A 3416-nucleotide genomic window follows, 5' to 3' on the forward strand; every position below is an offset into this window, starting at 1 on the left:
TTTCATACGGATCGAGGCAGAGAGTTTGATAATAAGCTCATTTCTGAAGCGTTGACAACGTTTGGCGTTACACGATCCCTTAGCCGAAAAGGCTGTCCCTACGATAATGCCGTTGCAGAAGCAACATTTAAAATTTTTAAGACGGAATTCGCTAACCAAGTGCATTTCCTTACGGATGAGCAGCTTGATGTCGAACTCCATGATTACGTCCATTGGTTTAATTACCATAGGATTCACGGAACACTAGATTATCTAACTCCTGTTGAAGCCAGGAGTATGCCCTTATAAAAGTTGTTCAGTTTTATGTTGACAATCCAAAATTGGATTCATGCGTTATGGAATAGCGGGTTTGCTTTGGCAGTTTTTGCGGTTTTGGATCTATTCAGCATTCAAATTGTGGAGTTTCCAACTGCAAAAAGAAACTAAGAATGCTTGAAATACATAGATGAGAATTGCGATTTGGAAAATGAATTAAAGATAGTGCTRAATATAAAATAGTTTATTATGATTCTGCGGATAAGAACCGATACCAGCGCTGCTCCGCCAGCATAGGTATTGTATAAAATATTTGATCTTGTCAAAAAGTTGGTTATAATAGGTTTATATAATTAAACGAATGAACGGAAGTGAAGTGTATGAGCCAAAATACTGAACAAATTGTACAGCAATTTAAAGATTCCATTCCCTTGCTGGATGTTCTTACAGATGAAAAACGTCAAGCCATAATTTTGCTGCTTGCACAGCATAAAGCTGGACTTAATGTTAATACTATAGCGGATCAAATTGACTTGTCCCGGCCTGCCGTCTCCCATCATTTGAAGGTATTAAGACAGTCTGGCTATGTTAGTTACGAGAAAAAGAGCGTTGAAAATTACTATGTCCTGACTCTCCGCAAACCATTAGAGCAACTTAAATCTTTAATTGAGGCTATTGAAGCTCAGTGTAGCGGATCTTTGCAATCTTCAATGGAATAAAATGAATTTTTTCGCTTTATACGTTTATATGTTTAAACGAATGATCTTGATGGGAGTGATAATAATGAAGGCTATGACGATTGAGAAATATGGGAAAAATGTACCCTTAATCATGACGGAACGACCAATGCCTACAATGGGAGAACATGATGTATTAGTAGAGATTTATGCGGCGAGCTTAAATCCTATCGATTTCAAAATAAAAGAAGGAAAAGTAAAATTACTGCTAACGTATGAATTTCCTTTAGTTCTCGGAAATGATTTTTCTGGGGTAGTAACGAAGGTTGGTAAGCGCGTGAGCGCATTTAAACCCGGTGATGAGGTTTATGGAAGACCTCGCAAAGACAGGATCGGAACGTTAGCTGAATATATTGCCATTCATGAAGATGATATTTCTCTAAAACCACGAAACCTAAATTTTGAAGAAGCGGCATCGATACCACTGGTCGGACTTACGACATATCAGGCCTTTTACGATATTTTGAACCTTCAAAAAGGACAAAAGATTTTAATTCATGCAGGATCTGGAGGGGTAGGCACCTTCGCTATCCAACTGGCCAAATTGATGGGTGCTTATGTCGCCACAACAGCAAGTGATAAAGGCTATGATTTGGTCAACTCACTGGGCGCCGATAAAATCATTAATTATAAAACAGAGAATTTTGAAGAAATGCTTACAGGCTATGACGCGGTGTACGATACCTTAGGTGGAACAGCATTGGAAAAATCATTCCAGGTACTGAAACCAAACGGTAAAATAGTATCTGTCTCCGGCCTGCCCAACTCCAGATTCGGCAAGGAAGCAAAATTAGGCTGGTTGAAGACGGCCGTTCTATCCATTGTGAGCCGTAAAATTACAGCCCTAGAGAAGAAAAGCGGTACGAGATATCATTTCCTCTTTATGAAACCAAGCGGAGCGCAATTAAAAACCATTAAGAAGTTTATAGAAGAGGGTCACATTATTCCGGTTATTGATAAAGTGTTTGATTTTAAAGAAACAGGGCAAGCCTTTCAATACCTTGAAAGTGGAAGGGCTAAAGGAAAGGTAGTCGTTAAAATAAAGTAAGTTTTACCAAGTAAAATAGTAGAATGACACAAGGCAGCCGATAGAGGCTGCCTTTTCCGCTTATATACATATTCAATAATAGGCTGTGGGAGGCATTAAAGTACTTACCTCTTTGAGCTTCGCTTCTCATCCAACTGCTTCTGTATTTCTTTCCGCACCTCTTCGATACCTGCTAGTTTTAGCTCCTCGTTAAATTTTGGGAGGATTGTGTCAACATCGACCGTACCGGTCATAAGGCTTGGATAGTATTTTTTCCAAATCATCTCGATGTTATCGGTTTGGGCGGTCAGCTTAGATAGATCAGGCGTGAAGCCAAGAATGGTGGACTTGATTGCTTCAGCGTTGTATTTGCGGAATTGATCCCACTTATCGAGCGGTTCCGGGTTATCGCCGCCTATAGTTTTCAAGATAAACCAGTTGCCCTGTGTATATTGTACTCCTGCATAGCTCGCTGGTGCATCCGGGATTGGGTTGCCTTGGCTGTCTTTGCCGGGAATGGGGTTCGCTTGCCCATGTTCATCTAGCGTGTAATGCAATCCTTCAATTCCATAGTTAAATAGGTTTCGTATTTCAGGGTCTGTATTAAGCAGGTTCAGAAACTTAATAGACTCAACAGGATGCTTGGTGTTGGCATTAATAGCCATGATTCCGCCACGGACGGATTCCGTAGTGACGACACTAGGGGTTACGGGATTCGATACAACCTTGTACCCGCGATCCTTACTCCAATTCGTATCCGAGAGTGGGCCGCCGCCTGAGGATTTCCAGAATACCTGATCCCCACGCTTAAGTCCGCCAGGTTCCCGTAGTGCAGCATCCTTGTTAATGAAGCCCTCTTTGTAATACCGTCGCATTGTGTCTAATATCTGCCGGGCTTCCTTTGTTTCAAAAATATTCACGACCTTAGAGTTAGGGTCCAGTGATTTCACCATTAACGGAACTTTATGATTCAAAATATACTCGTAGCCATAGAGAGCGAAGAAATTTTGTGAATCCCGATCTAATTCCATTGGTATATAGGATGGTTCATTCTGCTGAATCATCCGGAGCAATGGTTCTAGCGATTCCAGCGTATTATACTTGGTGATATCGATATTGTACTTTTTTACGATCGAAGCAGGGTACATCCAATGATCACGTACAGCCAGCTCTTTATTGGTCGGTACACCATAAATGCCTCCATCATTCATTCTTACCCCTTGCCAGAAGGTGGGGTCAATCGTGTCGTACAAATCCTTACCTAGACTCAAAAGATAGTCATCAAGTTTTAGCCATGCGCCGCGCATAGCGGTAGTTGCATAGTTGGGGGCAAAAGCAATGTCGAACGGGCTACCTGCGGATATGAGCGTGTTCAGCCGATCCTCATACTCCTGCCA

At 41.4% G+C, this 3416-nt stretch carries 4 protein-coding genes; 3 read left to right on the forward strand and 1 reads right to left on the reverse strand.

Annotated elements, in window-relative coordinates; all coding sequences use genetic code 11:
* The 3 genes from AB4Z17_RS32870 to AB4Z17_RS32880 form a co-directional block, all read left to right on the forward strand.
* Nucleotides 1–288 (forward strand): IS3 family transposase (locus tag AB4Z17_RS32870; protein WP_441964586.1); only part of this gene is annotated, 288 nt, incomplete at its 5' end.
* A gap of 347 nt (nucleotides 289–635) precedes the next feature.
* Nucleotides 636–974 (forward strand): ArsR/SmtB family transcription factor, encoded by a 339-nt coding sequence (locus tag AB4Z17_RS32875; RefSeq protein ID WP_430061946.1) that lies wholly within the window; start codon nucleotides 636–638, stop codon nucleotides 972–974.
* A 64-nt stretch (nucleotides 975–1038) separates the two neighbouring features.
* A complete protein-coding gene (locus AB4Z17_RS32880; protein ID WP_441964588.1) occupies nucleotides 1039–2040 on the forward strand; it encodes an NADP-dependent oxidoreductase in 1002 nt (333 codons plus the stop codon).
* Nucleotides 2041–2144: 104 nt separating this feature from the next.
* On the opposite strand, the gene AB4Z17_RS32885 is transcribed toward AB4Z17_RS32880, so the two are convergent.
* Nucleotides 2145–3416, reverse strand: a 1272-nt coding sequence (locus tag AB4Z17_RS32885; protein ID WP_441964590.1) for an ABC transporter substrate-binding protein, incomplete at its 5' end; no start/stop codon positions are given.

It is taken from the genome of Paenibacillus sp. TAF43_2 (assembly GCF_052113545.1).
Taxonomy (GTDB): domain Bacteria; phylum Bacillota; class Bacilli; order Paenibacillales; family Paenibacillaceae; genus Pristimantibacillus.